13 protein-coding genes are annotated in these 19729 nt (G+C 29.2%); 7 read left to right on the top strand and 6 right to left on the bottom strand.

The window, feature by feature from the left end:
• The first annotated feature begins 51 nt into the window (after window positions 1-51).
• The 6 genes from ACSIGC_RS08580 to ACSIGC_RS08555 all read left to right on the top strand — a co-directional run bounded on the left by ACSIGC_RS08580 (window position 52) and on the right by ACSIGC_RS08555 (window position 4353).
• Window positions 52-1083 carry an asparaginase gene (locus tag ACSIGC_RS08580; protein ID WP_442267705.1) on the top strand — a complete coding sequence of 344 codons (1032 nt, stop codon included), beginning with the start codon at window positions 52-54 and terminating at the stop codon, window positions 1081-1083.
• A 227-nt stretch (window positions 1084-1310) separates the two neighbouring features.
• Window positions 1311-2024: a MotA/TolQ/ExbB proton channel family protein gene (locus tag ACSIGC_RS08575; protein ID WP_095069227.1), complete on the top strand. Its 714-nt coding sequence runs from the start codon at window positions 1311-1313 to the stop codon at window positions 2022-2024.
• 12 nt (window positions 2025-2036) lie between these two features.
• Window positions 2037-2474 carry a hypothetical protein gene (locus ACSIGC_RS08570; protein WP_442267704.1) on the top strand — a complete coding sequence of 146 codons (438 nt, stop codon included), beginning with the start codon at window positions 2037-2039 and terminating at the stop codon, window positions 2472-2474.
• Window positions 2475-2480: 6 nt separating this feature from the next.
• Window positions 2481-3110, top strand: a complete 630-nt coding sequence (locus ACSIGC_RS08565; RefSeq protein WP_442267703.1) for an ExbD/TolR family protein — start codon at window positions 2481-2483, stop codon at window positions 3108-3110.
• A 22-nt stretch (window positions 3111-3132) separates the two neighbouring features.
• A complete protein-coding gene (locus ACSIGC_RS08560) occupies window positions 3133-3606 on the top strand; it encodes an ExbD/TolR family protein (protein WP_442267702.1) in 474 nt (157 codons plus the stop codon).
• Between the two features lie 78 nt (window positions 3607-3684).
• Window positions 3685-4353, top strand: coding sequence for a porin family protein (locus tag ACSIGC_RS08555; protein ID WP_442267701.1), 669 nt, complete (start codon window positions 3685-3687; stop codon window positions 4351-4353).
• Here the strand turns inward: ACSIGC_RS08555 and ACSIGC_RS08550 are convergent, their stop codons facing one another.
• From ACSIGC_RS08550 to asnS, 3 genes are all read right to left on the bottom strand, one after another.
• Entirely contained in the window at window positions 4354-4953 is a 600-nt protein-coding gene (locus ACSIGC_RS08550; RefSeq protein ID WP_442267700.1) for a hypothetical protein, read from the bottom strand. It abuts the gene before it with no gap.
• Entirely contained in the window at window positions 4953-6416 is a 1464-nt protein-coding gene (rpoN, locus tag ACSIGC_RS08545; protein ID WP_442267699.1) for an RNA polymerase factor sigma-54, read from the bottom strand. The genes ACSIGC_RS08550 and rpoN overlap by 1 nt, the downstream gene beginning before the upstream one ends.
• 87 nt (window positions 6417-6503) lie before the next feature.
• On the bottom strand, window positions 6504-7937 hold the full coding sequence (gene asnS / locus ACSIGC_RS08540; RefSeq protein ID WP_442267698.1) for an asparagine--tRNA ligase: 1434 nt from the start codon (window positions 7935-7937) through the stop codon (window positions 6504-6506).
• A 362-nt stretch (window positions 7938-8299) separates the two neighbouring features.
• Between asnS and ACSIGC_RS08535 the strand changes: the two genes are divergently transcribed.
• The gene (locus ACSIGC_RS08535) at window positions 8300-15814 is read left to right on the top strand and encodes a leucine-rich repeat domain-containing protein (RefSeq protein WP_442267697.1); all 7515 of its coding nucleotides are present in this window, start codon (window positions 8300-8302) and stop codon (window positions 15812-15814) included.
• A gap of 95 nt (window positions 15815-15909) precedes the next feature.
• Here ACSIGC_RS08535 and ACSIGC_RS08530 read toward each other — a convergent pair whose 3' ends face one another.
• From ACSIGC_RS08530 to pyrH, 3 genes are all read right to left on the bottom strand, one after another.
• Window positions 15910-18273, bottom strand: a complete 2364-nt coding sequence (locus ACSIGC_RS08530; protein WP_442267696.1) for an efflux RND transporter permease subunit — start codon at window positions 18271-18273, stop codon at window positions 15910-15912.
• 95 nt (window positions 18274-18368) lie between these two features.
• Entirely contained in the window at window positions 18369-18923 is a 555-nt protein-coding gene (frr, locus tag ACSIGC_RS08525; protein WP_299678838.1) for a ribosome recycling factor, read from the bottom strand.
• Window positions 18924-18958: 35 nt separating this feature from the next.
• Window positions 18959-19669: a UMP kinase gene (pyrH, locus tag ACSIGC_RS08520; RefSeq protein ID WP_299678841.1), complete on the bottom strand. Its 711-nt coding sequence runs from the start codon at window positions 19667-19669 to the stop codon at window positions 18959-18961.
• Window positions 19670-19729: the final 60 nt, after the last annotated feature.

The following is a 19729-nucleotide window of genomic DNA, read 5'->3' as shown; positions in this document are numbered from 1 at the left end:
TTTACAACATAAATTATTCCATAATTAAAAAGGGGTTAAAAAGTTGACAAAATGACAAATAGTCCGAATATATTATTAGTTTATACAGGAGGTACCATTGGTATGGTAAAAGATTATAAATCAAATGCACTAAAAGCTTTTGATTTTAGTCAGATTTTAGAAAAAATTCCAGAGTTAAAACAGTTGAATTGTGAAATAGATACTATTTCTTTTGAAGAACCTATAGATTCATCAAATATGAATACAGGCTATTATATTACAATTGCTGAAATAATTGAAAAAAACTATAATAAATATGATGGTTTTGTAGTGTTAACAGGATCAGATACCATGTCGTACATCTCATCAGCGGTAAGTTTTATGTTCGAGAATTTGCAAAAACCTGTAATTTTTACAGGTTCACAGTTACCCATAGGTGATTTAAGAACAGATGCAAAAGAGAACTTAATTACCTCTATTGAAATTGCTTGTGCTTCAGAAAAAGGAGAGCCAATAATTCAAGAAGTAGGTTTGTATTTTGAATATAAACTTTATAGAGCAAATAGAACTACAAAAATTAATGCAGAACAGTTTGAAGCCTTTGCATCTATGAACTATCCACCTTTAGCAGAAAGTGGTGTTCATTTATCTTTTAATAAACATTTATTGCTTCGAAATGAGTCCAAAAACTCAAAGTTAATTTTTAGAAAAAACTTAATCGAAGATATCGTTATTATAAAGCTTTTTCCTGGTATTAAACCTAAAGTTATTGATGCTATAGTAAATGTTCCAGGTTTAAAAGGAATAGTTTTGGAAACCTATGGCTCAGGTAATGCACCTACACAACAATGGTTTATAGATTTAATCCAAGAAACTATCAAGAAAGGTATTCGTGTTGTTAATGTTACTCAATGTTCTGGAGGTAGTGTGATTTTAGGTTTATATGAAACAAGTACAGATTTAAAAAATATGGGTATTATAAATGGAAAAGATATAACAACGGAAACAGCTATAGCCAAAATGATGTATTTATTAGGTGAAGATTTATCAGAAGAGCAGTTTAAGTATTATTTTGAAACTCCATTAAGAGGTGAGATTTCATAAATTTATCTTAATTGAAATCTTGATTGCATTAAAAACTTAAAGTATTTTAACAATAACCGTTAATTTTCTTTACTGAATCAACATTTTTTTGTTAATTGGCAGTCTGAAAACTAGGGGGTACTTTTTTTTTACTATAAATAATGAATAAATGTAAATTGTACTCGAGTTTAAACAATTTAAAAATTTGTATTTTTATCACGTTAACTATTTAAATTAATTATAACAAAATGAAAAAAGCAGTAAATGTCCTAACACTTACAGGAATTATGTTCTTTGGGGCTATTCAATCAACTTTTGCTCAGGAAGTTGAAAAAACTTTCCACCAAGAATTAAAACAACGTTTTATTGAAGGAGATCCTAAATTCATGGGGATTGTTTTAGTTACTTTAATATTAGGTTTAGCTATAGCAATAGAAAGAATTATCTATTTAAACATGGCAACTACAAATACTAAGAAATTAGTAGCTAAGGTTGATGATGCTTTAAGTTCAGGTGGTGTAGAAGCTGCTAAAGAAGTGTGTAGAAACACAAAAGGACCTGTTGCTTCTATCTTTTATCAAGGTTTAGAAAGAGCAGACGAAGGATTAGATGCTGCTGAAAAAGCTGTAGTAGGTTACGGTGGTGTGCAAATGGGATTATTAGAGAAAAATATTTCTTGGTTATCTTTATTTATTGCATTAGCTCCGATGCTTGGGTTCATGGGAACGGTTATTGGTATGATCGATGCCTTTGATAAAATTGCAGTTGCAAACGATATTTCTCCAGCGGTAGTAGCAGGTGGTATTAAAATTGCACTTTTAACTACAGTATTTGGATTAGTAGTAGCAATTATCTTACAAATTTTCTATAACTATATCGTATCTAAAGTAGATAGTATAGTTAACAACATGGAAGACGCATCAATTTCTTTAATTGATTTGTTAGCTAAGTATAAAAAATAATAAAGTTAGCAAATGAATAATAAAATATTAACACTATTAGTAGCTATCATTTCCGTTGTAGGCTTTGGTCTTTTTATCAACGTAATGATGACAGATTCAGAAGACAAAATAGCTATGTCTGATGCATCTAGCCCTATAGTTACATTTGGTATAGTAATACTTGTCGCTACAGCAGCGATTGCAGTATTAGCTTCAATATTAGGCGTAACTAAAAACCCAAAAGCACTTAAAAAAGCCTTGTTAGGTTTAGCTGTTCTTGGGGTTATATTATTAATTTCTTCGTTAGTGTCTGATTCTAGTCAAGTTTTAGATGCAAACAAGGAAGTAATTGCAGCAGAAGGAAGTTCTGTTTCTAAGTTAACAAGTACAGGAATTTGGTCAAGTCTTATTCTTTTAGTAGTTGGAGGAGCATTCTTTGTTTTCGATTTATTTAAAGGATTAATTAAATAATAAGACATGGCAAGAAGAGAAAACCCAGAAATTAATGCAGGTTCGATGGCAGATATAGCCTTCTTGCTACTTATCTTTTTCCTTGTAACAACAACTATGGATGTTGATTCAGGTATTTCGAAGAAATTAGCTGAAAAACCTCCAAAAGATTACGATCCGCCAAAAATTAAAGAAAAAAATATCTTTCAAATAAGTATCAATAAGAATAATGATTTATTTGTTGACGGAGATGTATTAGAGTTAAAAGATTTGAAGAGCGCTGCACTTAAGTTTATCGATAACGGAGGAGGATTAGGAAATCCTTTACCAGGTGAAGATAAAGGTGCTGAATGTGATTATTGTGAAGGTGAAAGAAATCCAGATTCGTCAGATCACCCAAACAAAGCAATTATATCTATTGAAAGTGATAGAGCGGCCGAGTATGGTACTTATGTTACTATTCAAAATGAATTGTTAAGTGCTTATTCTGAGCTTAGAAACAAATTATGCCAAAAAAGGTATGGTATGTCTTTCACAGAATTAGAAGAAGCATATAAGAAAACGGGTCGTAAAGATGAGGAGTTAAAAAAGAAGGTAGAAAATATCAAAAATAGTTACCCTCAAATTATTACTGACTTAGATTCTGATGATAAGTAATTAAATTATAAAACATTGAATTATGTCTAAATTTAAAAAGAAAAAATCAGGTCAACAAGCCATATCAACTGCCTCTTTACCAGATATCGTTTTTATGTTATTATTCTTTTTCATGGTAACTACAGTAATGCGTGAAACTGATCTAAAAGTAGATAGTCCACGTTTACCTAGTGCTACTGAGATTAAGAAGTTAGAACATAAAAGTTTAGTAAGTACTATTTATGTTGGTAGAGCTAAAGATACAGACAAATGGGGTTCTAAATTTAATAGAATTCAATTGAATGATAAAATAGCTACACCAGATGATATCCCTGCTTTTATTTTAAATGAACGTCAACAGGTGTCTGAAAAAGAGATACCTTTTATGACAACTTCAATTAAAGCAGATAAAGAATCAAATGTAGGAACTCTTACAGATATTCGTTTACAACTAAGAGAGGTAAATGCTCTTAAATTGAGTTTATCAACTCAAAAAGGTAATAGCATTAAAAAATAAGAAATATTATTTCTAAATAGTTAAAAAAGAGCAATAGTTATATTGCTCTTTTTTATTTTTAAAGACTAAAGTGAATATATGTTTAAACATTTTTATTTAACTATTTTGTTTTTTAATAGTTTTCAAATACTAATTAGTCAGGCTGATTCTTTAAAGCTTGGAGATAAATATTTAGAAGATCAATTATACTTAGGTGTAAGTTATGATATTATGTTAAATCAGCCAAAGGGAACTACAAGTACAGGGTTTTCTTATAGTTTGTCATTAGGCTATATTAGAGACATACCCTTAAATAGAAAAGGTGATTTAGCTGTTGGTATTGGTGCTGGTTATAGTTTTAACTCATTTAACCATGGTCTACAAGTTGTTAATGAAAATACAATTCAATTAGGAGGTGATGTTTCTTCGAATAAATTGATTTTACATAATTTGGAATTCCCTGTTCAATTTAGATGGAGAAATTCTGATGCAGTTACTTACTCATTTTGGAGGGTATATTCAGGTGTGAAAATGACTTATAATCTGAGTAATCGTTTTAATTATTTTGAAGGAGCTAATCTTGTTGAGTTTAAAAATATACCCATTTATAATAATTTTCAAACAGGTTTAGAATTATCTGCAGGTTATGGAACTTTTAATTTTTACCTGTATTATGGTTTAACCCCAATATATAGTAATACGACGATTAATAATAAGGAAGTAAAATCAAATATTATAAAATTTGGCCTTATTTTTTATCTTTTGTAACTACAACGTATAATAAGTAATTAATTGGCAAGAAAATCCTATTAAAAAGCCTAAATAGACTTCTTTTGGAGTGTGAGCCTTAAGATCTAATCTTGCTGCAGCTAAAAAACCAGCTAAAAGCATGAAAATGATAATTAAAGGCAGTAAAGAAATATTATATATTAATTGTAAAATAACAAAAAAGCCTAAAGCACTACCTATTGATAATAAATGTAAGCTTGTTTTAATTTTAAAAAAGAATATAAAATATACACTTATTAAACCTAATAGAGTACCATAAAAAAGATAAGAAAGATCATTAATAACGGTATGTTGATGAAAGAATTTACCTAAAAATAAAAAAACACAAGTCATTAAAAGTAATGGTATTTTACGTTCTTTAATTGTTAGAACTTCAAAAGATTTTATTTTCCCCGTTATTTTTAAAAAAATTAATAATAACATAGGAAATAAATAAGTGGTTACAAAAACAGTTAAAAAAAGATGTAATTGCTTAGTAATCGAAATATGATTAGGCGTTATAATAAAATAAGTAAGTATGCCAATAGTTGGCATAACTACAGGATGCAAGATTGTAGATAAAACTTTTTGCCAACTCATTAAATCTCTTTTCTTAAACGTGCTACAGGAATATCAAGTTGTTCTCTATATTTTGCCACAGTTCTACGAGCAATAGGATATCCTTTTTCTTTAAGTATTTTAGAAAGTTTTTCGTCTGTTAAAGGTTTACGTTTATCTTCTTCAGCAATAACATTTTCTAAAATCTTTTTTATTTCTCTGGTTGAAACATCTTCACCTTGATCGTTTTTCATTGATTCAGAGAAAAAGTCTTTAATTAGTTTTGTTCCATAAGGTGTTGATACATATTTGCTATTTGCAACCCTAGATACTGTAGAAACATCCATATTAATTTGATCCGCTATGTCTTTAAGAATCATAGGTTTTAACTTACGTTCATCTCCTGTCAGAAAATAATCATATTGATAATGCATAATAGAGTTCATGGTAACCAATAATGTTTGCTGACGTTGTTTAATTGCATCAATAAACCATTTTGCAGCATCTAGCTTTTGTTTAATAAACAAAACTGCATCTTTTTGAGATTTACTTTTATCTTTTGAATTCTGATATCCTTTCAGCATTTCATTATATTCTCTTGAAACATGAAGTTCTGGAGCATTTCTTGAATTTAAAGTAAGTTCTAATTGTCCATCTAAAATTCTAATAGTAAAATCAGGAACAATTTGTTCAGCTATTTTATTGTTTCCAGCATAAGAACTACCAGGTTTTGGATTTAATTTAGAAATTTCACCAATAACTTCTTTTAACTCTTCTTCTGAGATATTAAACTTATCTAAAAGTTTCTTATAATGTTTTTTTACAAAATGATCAAAAGCACTTTCCAAAACATTTATAGCTAAAGCTCTACTTTTAGTTTCAGTTTTAGATTTTAACTGAATGATTAAACATTCTTTTAAATCTCTTGCTCCAACACCAATTGGATCTAACCTTTGAACAACATCGGTAAGTATTTTTTCAACTAATTCTTCTGAAGTAAATACGTTTTGAGTAAAAGCTAAATCATCTACTAAATCTATTATTTCTCTTCTTATGTATCCACTATCATCAATACTTCCTACTAAGAATTCTGCGATAGCCCTTTCTTCGTCATTTATACGAAATGTATTTAATTGATTTTTTAATGATTGATGAAATGTTGTTCCAGCTGCATAAGGAACTTGTTTTTCTTCATCGTCAGATGAATAATTGTTGCTTTGTGTTTTATAACTAGGATACTCATCATCACTTAAATATTCATCAATATTTATATCGTCAGCATCTATCTTTTCATTACCCGTATCGTCATATTCAGCTTCATTATTCAAACTATCTTCAAAACTATCTGTGTCTTCTTTTCCTGTATCTAAAGCAGGATTTTCTTCTATTTCTTGTTTCAAACGCTCTTCAAAAGCTTGTGTAGGTAATTGAATTAACTTCATCAACTGTATTTGTTGTGGAGATAATTTTTGAAGTAATTTTTGATGTAAACTTTGCTTTAACATAATTACAAATATATGAATTCAAAGAAAAAGAAAATCGCCATTCTTAGTGAAGAATGACGATGATCTTATTTATATATTAGTGTAGAATTAAAATTCTGCATTTTGAGGTGTTCTTGGAAAAGGAATAACGTCTCTAATGTTACTCATACCTGTTGTGAATAAAACTAAACGTTCAAAACCTAAACCAAAACCAGAGTGTACTGCTGTACCAAATTTTCTAGTATCTAAGTACCACCATAATTCTTCTTCAGGAATATCTAAAGCAGCCATTTTTTCTTTCAACACATCTAAGCGTTCTTCTCTTTGTGATCCACCAACCATTTCTCCAATTCCAGGAAATAAAACATCCATAGCTCTTACTGTTTTTTCGTCTTCATTTAAACGCATATAAAATGCCTTGATTTTAGCTGGATAATCAAATAAAATTACAGGACATTTAAAGTGTTTTTCAACTAAATAACGCTCATGTTCTGATTGTAAATCTGCGCCCCATTCATTGATAAGAAATTGAAATTTTTTCTTTTTGTTAGGTTTAGAATTACGCAAAATATCAATAGCTTCAGTATAAGAAACACGTTTAAAGTTATTATCTACAACAAACTTTAATTTCTCAATTAAAGACATTTCACTTCTTTCGGCTTGTGGTTTTGTCTTTTCTTCTTGTAAAAGTCTGTTTTCTAAGAACTCTAAATCATCTTTACAGTTATCTAAAACATACTGCAAAACATTTTTAATAAAATCCTCAGATAAATCCATATTTGCATCTAAGTCGTTAAATGCTACTTCAGGTTCTATCATCCAGAATTCTGCTAAGTGTCTTGTTGTGTTAGAATTTTCAGCTCTAAATGTTGGTCCGAATGTATATACTTTACCTAACCCCATTGCATAGGTTTCAGCTTCTAACTGTCCAGATACGGTTAAGTTTGTTTGTTTACCAAAGAAATCTTGGCTATAATCAATTTCACCTTCTTCGTTTAATGGCGCTTTGTTTGCTTCAAAGTTGGTTACTTTAAACATTTCACCAGCTCCTTCAGCATCTGAGCCTGTAATAATAGGTGTATTTACATAATAAAATCCATTTTGTTGAAAATATTGATGTACAGCAAAAGAAAGTGCAGAACGAACACGCATTACAGCACTAAATGTATTGGTGCGAACTCTTAAGTGAGCATTTTCACGTAAAAACTCTAAACTATGTTTTTTAGGTTGAATTGGATATTCTTCTGGATTAGAATCTCCTAATACTTCTAAATTGTTTACTTGAACTTCAACGGATTGACCTTTACCCTGGCTTTCTACTAAAGTTCCTTTTATTGCAACAGCAGCACCAGTAGTAATTCTTTTTAATAAAGCTTCATCAGTATTTTCAAAATCAACAACACATTGAATATTATTAATAGTAGAACCATCGTTTAATGCAATAAAACGATTACTTCTGAAGGTTCTTACCCAACCTTTCACACATACTTCTTGTAAAAACTGATCTGAGTTTAAAAGCTCTTTTACACTACTTGTTGTCATTATAAATAGGTTAACAAATTTAAGCGACAAATATAATTTATTAAGAAGAAATTACAATGATGTTTACTAACTACTTCAATAATTATATAAATATAAAGTAGATATTTAGGAGTTTTTTATTAAGAAATCTTTTTTATTTATGAATAATCGTTGAAATCAAAAATATATTATGATTTATTAATAATTATTTCATAATATTGGGGCATATAATGTATAGAGGTAAACTTTATTTGTTTATCTGTAATCAATTTAAAACAAGGGTTCTCTGTTATCGAGAACCTTTTGTTTTTTAAAACACCTACTTATAGGTATTTACTTTCGAAACTTGTGAATGTAATTTTAAATCATATAAAAATATATGTATGAGGGCAAAATTACTTTTATTAATCTTTCTGTCGTTTTTCATTAAGATAAGTGCACAGATAACAGTTGAACGACAGGTTTTAACAGATCTTTACAATGCTTTAGATGGACCAAATTGGACAAATAATTCAGGTTGGGATAATATAAACTCTTTAAATAGATTTGGTGTTACAACAGAATTTATCAATGGCAGTAGTAGGGTTGTAAGTATTTCTTTACCTGATAATAATTTGTCAGGTGAACTTATAGATTTAAGTGCATTAACAGAACTTAGATCAATAAACTTTAATAATAATAATATAATAGGAAGCCTGCCTGATTTAAGCTCTTTAGTTAAATTACAGCTTATTTCATTGGAAAATAATGGTATTTCTGGAGTACTTAATAATGCCAATTTACCTAATGCTCCAATATTAGATCTTTATTTAACAAAAAATGAGTTAGGAGGAAGCATACCAGATTTATCGGGATTTAATATTAGAACTTTAGATTTAAGTTACAATAATTATAGCGGTAGTTTTCCAAATGTGAATTTTTTCAGCAATATTTTTGGAACTTTAAGAATTGGAGGAAATCAATTTACTGGGGCATTTCCAAATTTCTCTAGTTTAAATAGACTTACGGGTTTGGATATAAGGGATGTAGATTATTCTGGAAATACTTTTAATGAAGGTTTGTTACCTCCAAATTTAAAAGGCCTGTTTTTAGAAAATTGTAATTTAGATGGCGTAATTTCAGAAAGTTTTTTTCCAAATACACTTGAAACTTTTTGGATAAATGGCAATAACTTTTCTGGCCAGTTAGATTTAGAAAGCTTTGTTAGTTTAACAATTGTTAATATAAGTAATACTAATATAAATTATCTAAGAATTCCAGCTTCAGTAAACGGAAATAATTCAGGAAGTTTTAGAATTAAAGATACTCCGAAATTAGCCTATGTAGAAGTAGATTCTAATCCAGCTAATTTTTACAATTTAAATTCAGGTTTTTTTGATATTGGAGTTAGAATTGTTAGTAGTACAACAAATGTTGATAGAACTGTTACTTCAAACATAACGGAAAAAGAAGCAATAAAAGATTTTTTTAGAGGTAGAACTGTAACTTATAATAATACTATTGCTAACGGAACAGGAGATAAAGAATGGATTATTACAGATGATATAAATGGAGAATTAAGAATAACAGGTATTTTTATATTAGAGACTCAATTATTTAACAAAGAAGTACCTTCTAGTATTAATGTATTTTCGGAACTAAAAACTCTTAATTTAAGAGGAGATCAGATAGAAACGTTACCAGCAGGAATAGGAAGTTTGCCAGAATTATTATCATTAAACTTATCATCAAATTCGTTAACTACACTTCCTTTAGAAATAGGGAATTTACCTAAGTTAGAGATACTTAATTTATCATCTAATTTAATAAACTCTTTACCTCTAGAGTTTTATAATATTTCCACTTTAAAAAGTTTGTTTTTAAATAACAATCAAATACTAACTTTAGATAATAATGTTGGGAATTTTACGGAGTTATTAACTTTTAATTTTGCAAATAATCGAATAGATGAAATTCCTAGTACTATTGGAAGTTTAACAAAGTTAACCACAGTTCAATTCGAAAATAATAGAATTACTTTAATTCCTCCAGAATTTGGTCATATGACTGCATTAACAAATGTTCAAGGTTATAATAATCAAATAGCAAGTATTCCATCAGAATTTGGTCAATTAACACTTTTACAATTTTTAGATTTATCTTCTAATAGTATTTCAAATACACCTCCAGAGTTTGCGAACTTAACAGAATTAGAAACCTTATACCTTAATAATAATGAGTTACAAGTAATATCTGGTTTAGGTGGTTTTATAAAATTAAAGTTTTTAAGACTGCATCAAAATAGGTTAGGAGAAGATAATTCTATGTTTAATACCAATTTACCAGCTAATATTGGGAATTTAACTTTATTACAAGAATTAACACTAAACAATAACAAACTTAAAGAATTACCAAATACAATAGGCGGATTAACTTTGTTAACTGAGTTACCACTTCAAAATAACAGATTAGAAAGTTTACCACCTGGATTAGGAGGCTTAAATGGTTTGAAAATATTACAATTGCAAAATAATAAACTATCTGTATTACCTGATGAAATAGGTAATTTATCTTCTTTGGAAGAATTAAATATTACAAGTCAAATAAGTTTTGAAACTGAAACTATTTATCATCTTACAAGTTTACCAAGTACGATAAAGAATTTAACGAATTTAAAAAGGTTTGAAGCTAATTCAAATCGTATTGAAGGCGAAGTAGATTTAAGTAATAGTTTAGGGTTAACTAATTTACAACTTTCTGATAATCGTATAAGCGGATTAAAATTAGGGAAAGCTCCATTTTTTACTATAGTATTAAGTAATCCAAACTTAAGTTGCATAGAGGTTCCAACTGCATTTGTATCTAGTTGGGAATCTGCAAGTACAAGTACAGTTAATAGAGATAATGGAGTAGCATTTAGTGATAATTGTACAGGTTTTAGAATTCCACAATTGGAGAGAGAGGCATTAATTGCTTTTTATAATTCAACAGGTGGAGGAACCGATTGGACAGGCCAATTTTGGAATACTGATCCAAACAGTCTAAGTAACGTTGGAGCATGGGAAGGAGTAACAACAGAAATTGTTAACGGACAAAAACATGTTGTTAAACTAGATTTAGTAAATAGAAATTTGAATGGTTTTATCCCTTCAGAGATTAAAAACTTAACTGAATTAAAAGAATTAAACCTTAATGTTTTTAGTGGAAGAGGACAATTAACTGAAGTAAAACCAGAAATAGGAGAATTAACAAAATTAGAACGATTAGATTTATCAGGGCATACACTTTTAAGTTTGCCTAATGAAATAGGTAATTTATCAGGTTTAACATATTTAAATCTATCAAACAATTCATTGACTAGTTTACCTAGTGGGATAGGAAATTTTACGGTTTTACAAGAGCTATTTGTAACACATCAAAATAATGTAACAACAAGAGAAAAAACACTTGAAGTACTACCAGATGAAATAGGAGCGATTGTAAGTTTAAAGAAATTATCACTTCAAGGAAATAAATTATCTTCTATTCCAAATACGATAAATGGTTTAATAGCTTTAGAAGAATTAAATTTAGGTGATAATGCTGGAAATGGAAATGAATTATCAAGTTTGCCTTCTACAATAGGAGGATTAATAAGTTTAAAAACTTTAAATCTAGCATATAACAGATTGTCAAATTTACCTGATGAAATAGGTGATCTGTCTAATTTAGAAAACTTAAATATATCAAATCAAGTTACTTTTGATGGAAATACTACATACCATTTAACAGACTTACCTAATACTCTTAATAATTTAAGTAGTTTAAAAACTTTTAATGCAGTAACCAATCGTATTGAAGGAAATATTGATTTAAGTAACATCTCAACATTAAATAGTTTACAGCTTACAGATAATCGTATCAGTGGTTTAAAATTAGGAATAGCTCCATTTTCAACTCAGCTTAGTAGTAATCCTAATTTAACTTGTGTAGAAGTTCCAGTTAACCAGGTTAGTAATTGGGAAACTTCTGCTTCAACAACAAGTACAGTAACTACAGATAATGGAGTTGCTTTTAGTGATAACTGCACAGGTTTTAGAGTGCCACAATTAGAACGAGAGGCTTTAATTGCTTTTTACAACGCTACTGAAGGAGGAACAAGTTGGACAGGACAGTTTTGGGATACAGATCCAAATAGTTTAAGTAATGTTGGTGCTTGGGAAGGAGTAACTACAGCTATTGTTAATGGACAAAAACATATTGTAAAAATAGATCTTTCTAATAGAAGATTAAATGGTTTCATTCCTTCGGAAATAAAGAATTTAGTAGAATTACTTGAATTAAACCTAGGAGTATTTAACGGAAGAGGTAATTTAATAGAAATAAAACCAGAAATTGGAGAGTTAACAAAACTAGAACGATTAGATTTATCAGGGCATACACTTTTAAGTTTACCTAATGAAATAGGTAATTTATCAGGTTTAACATATTTAAATCTATCAAACAATTCATTGACTAGTTTACCTAGTGGGATAGGAAATTTTACGGTTTTACAAGAGCTATTTGTAACACATCAAAATAATGTAACAACAAGAGAAAAAACACTTGAAGTACTACCAGATGAAATAGGAGCGATTGTAAGTTTAAAGAAATTATCACTTCAAGGAAATAAATTATCTTCTATTCCAAATACGATAAATGGTTTAATAGCTTTAGAAGAATTAAATTTAGGTGATAATGCTGGAAATGGAAATGAACTGACAAGTTTGCCGTCTACAATAGGAGCCTTATCAAGTTTAAAAACTTTAAATGTTCCCTATAATAGATTATCAAGCCTACCAGATGAAATAGGAAATTTAACGAATCTAGAAAATTTAAATATAGCATATCAAATTACTTTTGATACTACTAATACTTATTATCTAAATAGTTTACCATTAACTATAAATAATTTAACAAGTTTAGTCAATTTTGATGCTACTGGAAATAGACTAGAGGGTGACATCGATTTAAGTAATATTTCTACATTGAGTTTTCTTCAGTTTACAGATAACCGTATAAGTGGATTAAAATTAGGTATCGGGCCTTTTTCAGTTCGTTTAACTAGCAATCCGAATTTAAGTTGTATCGAAGTTCCTACTTCAGAAGTTAGTAATTGGGAGAATTCTCCAGGGAGCACTGCAAGTATAGATAATGGTGTTGCTTTTAGTGATAATTGTACAGGATTTAGAGTGCCGCAATTAGAACGTGAAGCTTTAATTGCTTTTTATAATGCTACAGGTGGAGGAATAGATTGGACAGCTCAGTTTTGGAATACAGACCCAACTAGCTTAAGCAATGTAGGTGCTTGGAGTGGTGTAACTACCGATATTATTAATGGACAGAAACATGTTGTAAAACTCGAGATTTTAAATAGAAATTTAAATGGATTTATTCCTTCTGAAATTAAAAACTTAACTGAATTACAAGAAATCAATTTATCAAGTACAGCTGTAGGAAGGTCTAATTTAATTGAGATTAAACCTGAAATAGGAGAGCTTAAAAAATTAGAACGATTAGATTTATCAGCTCAAGGTTTAACAAGTTTACCAGATGAAATAGGAGGTTTATCGAGTTTGTTGCGTTTAAATTTAAATTCAAATTCTTTAATCACTTTACCATCAGGTATAGGGAACTTAGTAAGTTTAGAAGAATTGTATGTTAATAATCAAATAGAGGCGAGTTCTAATGAACGTTCTTTTACTTCATTACCCAATGATTTAGGTAATATTTCTACCTTAAAAAGATTAGAATTAAGAACTAATAAACTAACTAGTATACCAACATCTATAGGGAATCTTTCAAATTTAGAGTTCCTAATTTTAGAAGATAACCTATTAACAGAATTACCAACTACAATTAATAGCTTGGCAAATTTAAAAGAGTTAATAGCGGGTATGAATCGAATTTCTGGAGATATTAACTTAAATAACTTAACGGTTTTAAATAGATTAAAATTAGAATACAATAATGTTAGTAATCTAAAATTAAATGTTTCTCCAACTTCTTTTGGAACTTCTAATTTCGGTAGATTTTCTTTATTGAGAAATGCTTGTGGTTGTGTGGAAGTACCAAGTGACGAATTAGTGTCTTGGCAATTATCTGGTTTTAATGAACAAAACAGCGTTCTAGATAATGGTGTTGTATATTCAGATAATTGTAGTGGTGTCACCAATAATAGTATTACAGATATAGAAAGAGAAGCTTTAATTGCATTATTTAATGCAACAGATGGAAATAATTGGAGAAACGATTTAACAAGTTCATATAATGGAGTACTTTGGAATTCAGATATAACTCAAAAAGTAAATGTTGGTGCGTGGTTTGGTGTTACTACAGCTATGATAAACGGACAAAAGCATGTAACTAAATTAGAGCTAAACTCTAATTTACTTAAGGGAGAATTGCCAACTGAAATTAGAAATTTAAGTCAATTAAAAATATTTAAAATATCAAATAATGCAGTTTCATTAATTCCAGCTGAAATAGGAGAGTTAATAAATCTAGAACAGTTAACTTTAAGTAGTCAGTTTGATGCAATTACAAGTCAGAAAATATTAAGTACGCTTCCTGTAGAAGTAAATAATTTAAGCTTATTAAAACATTTAGATATTCAAGGAAATGCAATTGAAGGAAGTTTAGATTTTTCTAACCTAGTAAATCTAACCTCATTACATGTAAGTTCAAATGAAATTACAGGGCTTAAAATTGGTGTTTCTCCACAGGTTTTCGATAATCAGTTTGATTTTGATGGTGGCTTTTCAAGATCGTTTAGTTTTTCTAATGCATATTTAAATTGTATAGCCGTTCCGCAAACAACAATTTCAGATTGGGAAAATTCACCATTTGCTCAAAGAAATCCAAATATTGTTTGGGGACAAGATTGTACTGCTTACAATAATGTTCCTAATGAAGAGATAAATGCTTTAGTTGATATGTATAATGCTTTAGACGGAGTTAATTGGACAAATAATGAAAATTGGACTGGAGTTTTGAATAGAGCGATTATGAATTCGCCTTTTAATACAACTAAATGGCATGGAATAACTACAGAAATTGTAAATGGAGGTAAACATATTACTAGAATTAGTTTAAGTAGTAATAATCTTACAGGAACTTTACCGGAAAGTTTAGGTGGTTTATCGGAGTTAAAGTATTTAGATTTAAATGTAAATAATTTAGAAAATAGTTTACCATCAAGTTTAAATCAACTAACTAAATTAGAAACTCTTTTAGTTTCTTCAAATAATCTAAAGGGAACTATTCCAGACTTAACCAATATCAGTTCATTAAATAATTTTAATATTGATAATAATAACTTCCAGTTTGGTGATTTTGAAGATGAGTTTTCAACCTACAGTACATTTGTTCAGTTTTTATACCAAACACAAGCCAATGTTAGTGAAGATGAAACAGTTGAGTTGACTGATGCAGATTATCGATTAGAAGCTCAAGTATCCGGAAATAATAATGTATACCAATGGTATAAAAATGGATCGCCAATCACAGGGGCGAATGAAGCTAGTTACGATATTTTGAATCCTTCTTCTGCTGATGATGGAACTTATTATTGTCAAATTACAAATACTGTTATTGCAGGATTAACCTTAAGAACAGGAACAGTTACAGCTACATTTGATACTACTTTAAGTATAGAGAATGAAGCGTTGAAGAACTTTATTGTTTTATATCCAAACCCAACGAACGGTATTATTAATATTGATGTTTCAAATAATATTAAAATAGAAAAATTAGATGTTTTCTCTATAACAGGAGTAAAAGTAAAGTCTATTAATAAGGTAACGGATAAGTTGAATATTCAAGATTTACCATCAGGAGTGTATACGATAAATATTCAATCAACTCAAGGAAGAATAGTCAAGCGATTGATTAAAAGATAATGATTTTAGTTTAGATAATTTGTGTAATTTGGATTGTGAAACAAAAACGCACACTTTTTAAAAAGTGTGCGTTTTTAATTTTTATGTTTAATTTTTTATTTCTTCTCTTCAGGTGGGAAAATCTTAAAGTTGGTTTCTTTTAATACTTTCTGATTTGCAATTTTTCGTTCAAAAGAAAGTAATAAAGAAGGCAATAATAATAAGTTAGAAACCATAGCTAGTAATAATGTTACAGAAACTAGACCGCCCAAAGCAATAGTTCCTCCAAAACTAGAAATAGTAAACACTAAGAATCCAAAGAATAATACAATAGAAGTATAAAACATACTTACACCAGTTTCTTTAAGAGCTGCATAAACTGCTGGTTTTATCTTCCAGTTGTTCGCTAATAATTCTTGTCTGTATTTTGCCAAGAAATGTATCGTGTCATCTACAGAAATACCAAAAGCAATACTAAATACAAGAATTGTTGATGGTTTTATAGGAATATCGAAAAAGCCCATTAATCCAGCAGTAATTAGCAAAGGAAGCATATTAGGAATTAACGATATTAAAATCATTTGAGGAGATCTAAACATCCAAGCCATAAAAATTGAAATCAATAAAATAGCTAACGATAAAGAAATCACTAAGTTTTTAATTAAGTAATTGGTCCCTTTTAAGAAAACTAAAGCCTTACCAGTCATAGAAACACTAAACTTGTCTCCTTTAAATTGTTTTTGAATCACAGCATTTAATCGATCTTGAATGATATCCATTTTATCAGTTCCAATATCTTTCATAAATGTTGTAATACGCGCATATCTACCAGTGCTATCTACAAAGTTTTTTAGCATTCCAGAGTTGCTATTAGAATTCTTAGTGTATGCAAAAATGTAACTCTTTTCTTGACTAGTTGGTAATTGATAATACTTCGGATTTCCGTTATAATAAGCCTGTTTAGAGTATTTTACCAAGTTGTTTACCGAAATAGGTTTAGAAAGTTCAGGGAAAGTTTCAATAGTTTCATTTAACTTTTCCATCTTTTTCAATGTAGAAAGTTTCATAACACCTTTTTCTTTCTTAGTATCAATAAGAATCTCTAAAGGCATTATACCACCAAATTCACTTTCAAAGAATTTAATGTCTTTATAAAACTGTTTGCCTTTAGGCATATCTTCAATCAAACTACCAGAAACTCGTATTTGATATAAACCTATCATACTTAAAATGATAATCACAACTGTAGTTATATAAATATAAATTCGTTGTTTTCTCACCATTCTTTCCATCCAGTCTACTACATTTTCCATCCATCTTTTTTCTAAGTGATTTAAATGCTTTTTTTGCGGAAGAGGCATAAAACTATATAGAATAGGAATAATTAATAGTGCTAAAATGAAAATACTAATAATATTTATTGAAGCTAAAATTCCGAATTCACGAAGTAATTTACTTTTTACAAAAACAAAAGTTGCAAATCCAGAAGCAGTTGTAATATTTGTCATTAACGTGGCATTTCCAATTTTAGAAATTACACGTTGTAATGATTTTGCTTGATTACCGTGTTTTTTTACTTCTTGCTGGTATTTATTAATTAAGAACACTGCATTTGGAACTCCAATTACAATAATTAATGGCGGAATTAAAGCTGTTAAAACAGTCAGTTCATAACGTAATAAACCAATAAAACCATAGGCCCACATTACACCAATTATAACTACTAATAAGGTGATAAACGTAGCTCTAAACGAACGAAAGAAGAAAAAGAATATAATTGCTGTAATAAACAATGCACCTAAAACAAATATTCCCATTTCTTCGGAAATATTCTTAGAGTTTAAAGTTCGAATGTACGGCATTCCCGATACTTTAACATCTAAGTTGTTTTCGGTTTTAAATTTTTCTATAGAAGGAATTAATGTTTCTTCAATAAACTGAGCACGTTCAGGTTTGTTTACAATGTCTTTTTTTAGATAAATAGCTGTCTGAATTGTTCCTTCATTATTGAATAAAATATTTTCATAAAAAGGAAGTTTTTCAAATAGTTGAATTTTAATTTGATCTATTTCCTCTTGTTTCGTTGGTTCTTTTTCAAACAAAGGATCAACAACAAACTTTCTTTTTTTACGATCAGCTTTTAGTTTCTTAATATCTGATATAGAAACTGTAAATTCTACTTCTGGAGCACTATCTAATTCACGAGCTAATTTATTCCAAGAATTGAATTTATCTAAAGAATAAAAAGTACTGTCTTTAATTCCTAGAATGATTAGGTTTCCTTCTTCACCAAAAATTTCTAAGAATTTGTTGTATTGGATGTTTGCTTCGTGATTTTCAGGAAGAAGATTTGCTTCAGTGTAAGAAAATCGAACGTATTTGGACTGGGTAAGTAAAAGTGCAGTGATAATAACTATAGTAGTTAACACTAGGTAGCGATTTCGTAAAATAAATCCTGCGATCTTAGTCCAAAAAGTCATTTAAAAAAATTTGTGCAAAGGTAAATATTAAAAGATAAGAAAAATAAAAAAAAGAGTGTTTTAAAACACTCTTTTTTTAAATATTTTGAGAAAAACTATACAGTCATAATTTCTTTCTCTTTAACAGCCAGTTTTTCGTCAATTTGCTTAACGTAGCTATCTGTTAAAGTTTGTACATCAGCTTCAGCATTTTTCTTCATATCGTCAGAAGCGTCCACCTTTTTTATTTCATTGTTAGCATCTTTACGTGCGTTGCGTACTCCAACTTTTGCGTTTTCAGCTTCGGCCTTAGCTTGTTTAGCTAAATCTCTACGACGCTCTTCAGTTAATGGCGGTACATTAATAATAATATTTTCACCATTATTCATAGGGTTAAAGCCTAAGTTAGCTATCATAATAGCTTTTTCAATCTCTTGTAACATGTTTTTTTCCCATGGTTGAATTGAGATTGTTCTTGCATCTGGTGTATTCACATTTGCTACTTGACCTAATGGAGTTTGAGATCCATAATAATCAACTTGTACATTCGCTAACATTGCAGGAGATGCTTTTCCTGCTCTAATGCTTCTTAATTCTTTCTCTAAATGAGAAATAGCATTAACCATAGCTTCTTTAGTACTATCTAAAATAAAATCTATTTCTTCAGTCATCTCTTTATAATTTAATTAACTCGTATAAATACGGTTTATTTATGATCAACTATTGTTCCAATTGGTTCCCCAGAAACTAATTTAATTAAATTTCCTTGTTTATTCATATCAAAAACAATAATTGGTAATTTGTTTTCTTCACTAAGAGTAAAAGCAGTCATGTCCATTACTTTTAATCCTTTTTCTATTACGTCTTTAAAAGTAATAGTTTCAAATTTAATAGCATCTTTATTCTTTTCAGGATCATCGTTATAAATTCCGTCAACACGAGTTCCTTTTAAAATTGCATCTGCATCAATTTCAATAGCTCTTAAAACTGCAGCAGTATCAGTAGTGAAATAAGGATTACCAGTTCCAGCTCCAAAGATTACAACTCTACCTTTTTCTAAATGTCTTATGGCTTTTCTTTTGATGTAAGGTTCTGCTACTTCTTTAATTTCTAAAGCAGTTTGCATTCTGGTATAAACACCTTCATCTTCTAAAGCACTTTGTAAAGCTAAGCCATTAATACAAGTTGCTAGCATTCCCATGTGATCACCCTGAACTCTATCCATTCCATTAGCAGCACCAGAAACACCTCTGAAAATATTTCCTCCTCCAATTACAATGGCAACTTCTACACCTTTTTCAACTACTTGTTTTATTTCTAAGGCGTATTCTTTTAATCTTTTTGGGTCAATTCCATAGTCGCGTTCTCCCATTAGGGCTTCTCCGCTTAATTTTAGAAGTATTCGTTTGTATTGCATAGTTCTGTTGAAAGTTGTGCAAATATACAAAGTATTCATAATAAAAAAAGGGGACTTTTA

It is taken from the genome of Tenacibaculum aquaeponti (genome assembly GCF_052084715.1).
Classification (GTDB): Bacteria; Bacteroidota; Bacteroidia; order Flavobacteriales; family Flavobacteriaceae; genus Polaribacter.
The sequence above is the reverse complement of the archived record's forward strand: the minus strand, read 5'-3'. Positions and strand labels throughout refer to the sequence as shown.